Annotated in this window: 1 protein-coding gene; it reads left to right on the top strand. The window is 76.3% G+C overall.

From position 1 onward, the window contains the following. The coding region (locus HUW36_RS28820; RefSeq protein WP_174530999.1) for an SDR family NAD(P)-dependent oxidoreductase at window positions 1–3,310 on the top strand (3,310 nt) is incomplete at both ends.

Raw genomic sequence — 3,310 nt, 5'->3', positions numbered from 1 at the left:
GCGCGGTGGTGGTGGGCGCGGACCGGGACGTGTTGCTGGCGGGCCTGTCCGCCCTGGCCGAGGGCGGTTCGGCGCCGGGCCTGGTAACCGGTGAGGTGGTGTCGGGTCGGCGGGCGGTGGTGTTCACCGGTCAGGGGTCGCAGCGCGCCGGCATGGGTCGGGAGCTGTACTCCGCGTTCCCGGTGTTCGCGGACGCGTTCGACCGGGTGTGCGCGTTGTTCGACGGCCACCTCGACAGGTCGTTGCGGGAGGTGGTGTTCGACGGCGGGGACCTGTTGGACCGGACCGTCTACGCGCAGGCGGGGTTGTTCGCGGTCGAGGTGGCGTTGTGGGAGTTGTTGTCGTCGTGGGGTGTGCGGGTCGACTACCTCGCGGGGCATTCGATCGGTGAGGTGACCGCTGCGCATGTGGCGGGTGTGCTGTCGCTGGACGACGCGGTCGCGCTGGTGGCGGCGCGGGGGTCGTTGATGCAGGCGCTGCCGGCCGGTGGCGGGATGCTGGCGGTCGGGGCGTCGGAGGCGCAGGTTCGCCAGCTTGCGGACGGTGTGGACGTGGCGGCGGTGAACGGCCCGGCGTCGGTGGTGCTCTCCGGTGCGGTGGCGGACTTGGACCGGGTCGCGGGGGAGTGCGCCGCGCGGGGTTGGCGGGTGAAGCGCTTGGCGGTGAGTCACGCGTTCCACTCGCATCTGATGGAACCGATGTTGGACGACTTCCGGGCCGCGATCGCCGGCTTGGACTGGCGGCCGCCGATGCTGCCGGTGGTGTCGAACGTGACCGGTCAGCTGGCGGATCCGGTGGAGATCGCGGGCCCGGAGTACTGGGTGCGGCACGTCCGCGAGGCGGTCCGCTTCGCCGACGGGGTGGCCACGCTGCACGACCTCGGCGTCGGCACGTTCCTGGAGGTGGGTCCGGACGCCACGTTGACCGCGATGGCCGCCGACGTCCCGGCCGACCGGACGCTGCACCACATTCCGGCGTTGCGCCGCGACCAGAGCGAACCACTGGCACTGACCACCGCGCTGGCGCGGTTGCACGTCACCGGCACCCCGGTCGACTGGGCGGCCTGGTACACCGTCGACGGGCACCGGCCGGCCACCGTCGACCTGCCCACCTACGCGTTCCAGCACCGGCGCTACTGGATCGACGCCCGCACCGCCGGGCACGACGCCGCCGGCCTGGGCGCCCGCGCCACCGGACACCCGCTGCTCGACACCGCGCTCGTCACCGCCACCGGCGACGTCCGCGTCCACGGCGGCCGGCTGTCCGTGCGGACCCACCCCTGGCTCGCCGACCACGTGGTGCGCGGCCGGGTCGTCGTCCCCGGCACCGCGCTCGTGGAACTCGCCCTGCACGCCGGCGCGCAGGCCGCCTGCGACACCGTCGAGGAACTGACCCTCGCCGCGCCGCTCGTGCTGCCCGACGACGGGACGCGGGCCCTCCAACTGCACCTGGCCGCCGCCGACGAGCAGGGCCGGCGTCGCCTCACCGTGCACTCCCGGCCCGCCGACGACCCGCACGCCGAGTGGACCGTCCACGCCGACGGGATCCTCGCCCCCGGCCCCGGCCGGACCGCCGAACCGCTGACCGGGTGGCCGCCGCCCGCCGCCACCCCCGTGGCGGTCGAGCCGGTCTACGCCCGGCTGCGCGACCTCGGCGTCGAACACGGGCCCACCTTCCGAGGGCTGCGCGCCGCCTGGCGTACCCCCGACGGGGCAGCCGCGGAGGTGGAACTGCCCGACGATGCCGACCCGGCCGGATACGCGCTGCACCCCGCGCTCCTCGACGCCGCGCTGCACGTCGTCGGCCTCACCGACGACGACGCCACGGACGACGACGGAGCCCGCCTGCCGTGGGCGTGGAGCGGCGTCAGCCTCACCGCCGACGGCGCCACCCACCTGCGGGTACGCCTCACCCGCAGCGGTCCCGCCACCACGCTCACCCTCGCCGACGCCACCGGAGCCCCGGTGGCCCGTATCGACTCGCTGGTGTCCCGACCGCTGGCCGCCGACCAGCTCGACGCCGGCGCCGCCGACCTGCACCTCTACGACCTGCGCTGGAACCCGCTGCCGCCGCCGGCCCGACCGGCCACCGGGATCGTGCTGCTGGACCCGGCGGCCGGCCTGGCCGCGCTGGACGACGACGCCCGGCTGGTGCTCGTACCCGCCGGTGACGCCCCGGACGGCGACCCGCTCGCCGCCACCCGCACCCGACTGACCGGCACCCTCGCCCTGCTCCAGGAGTGGCTCGCCGACGACCGGTCCGCCGGGTGCCGGCTCGTGGTGTGCACCCGGGGCGCGGTACCCGCCGACGGCGAGGTCACCGACCTGGCGGGCGCCGCCGTGTGGGGACTGGTCCGCGCCGCGCAGCTCGAACACCCCGGCCGGCTCGTCCTCGCCGACCTCGACGGCGACGACCCCGAGCTGCTGGGCCGCGCGCTCGCCACCGACGAGCCGCAGGTCGCGCTCCGCGCCGGCCGGCTGCTCGTGCCGCGCCTCGCCCCGGCCGAACCCGATCCGACCGGTGCCGTCGACCTCGTCCCCGACGGGACGGTCCTGGTCACCGGCGCGACCGGCGCGCTCGGTGGCCTCGTCGCCCGGCACCTCGTCACCCGGCACGGCGTGCCGCACCTGCTGCTGGTCAGCCGCAGCGGCCCGGACGCCCCCGGCGCGGCCGACCTCGTCGCCGACCTGACCGCGCTCGGCGCCACCGCGCAGGTCGTCGCCGCCGACGTCACCGACCGGGACGCGCTGGCCGTGCTGCTCGACGAGATCCCAGCCGACCGTCCACTGGTCGGCGTGGTGCACGCCGCCGGCGTCCTCGACGACGGCGTGCTGCCGGCGCTGACCCCGGCCCGGTTCGACACCGTCCTGGCGCCCAAGGTCGACGCCGCCTGGCACCTGCACGAACTGACCGAGAAACTCGACCTCGCCGCGTTCGTGCTCTTCTCCTCCTCCGCCGGCCTGTTCGGCGGCCCCGGCCAGGCCAACCACGCCGCCGCGAACGCCTTCCTCGACGCGCTCGCCCACCACCGCCGGGCCCGCGGGCTGCCGGCCACGTCGATGGCGTGGGGGCCGTGGGCCAACCCGGACGAGCCCGGCGGACCGCAGGGCCACGTCGACGAGCGGCGGATGACCCGCGCCGGCTTCCGCCCGCTCGGCCCGGACGAGGGCATGGCGTTGTTCAGCGAGGGCCTGCGGCACGACGAGCCGGCGATCGCGCCGGTCAGCCTGGACCACGCGGTGCTCGGCCGGCTCGGACCGGCGCTGCCCCGGCTGCTGCACGGCCTGGTCCGCGTCACCGGCACCGCGTC

The sequence above is a fragment of the Micromonospora maritima genome, assembly GCF_902825405.1.
GTDB lineage: Bacteria > Actinomycetota > Actinomycetes > Mycobacteriales > Micromonosporaceae > Micromonospora > Micromonospora maritima.
This window is presented reverse-complemented; position numbering and strand designations above follow the sequence as displayed.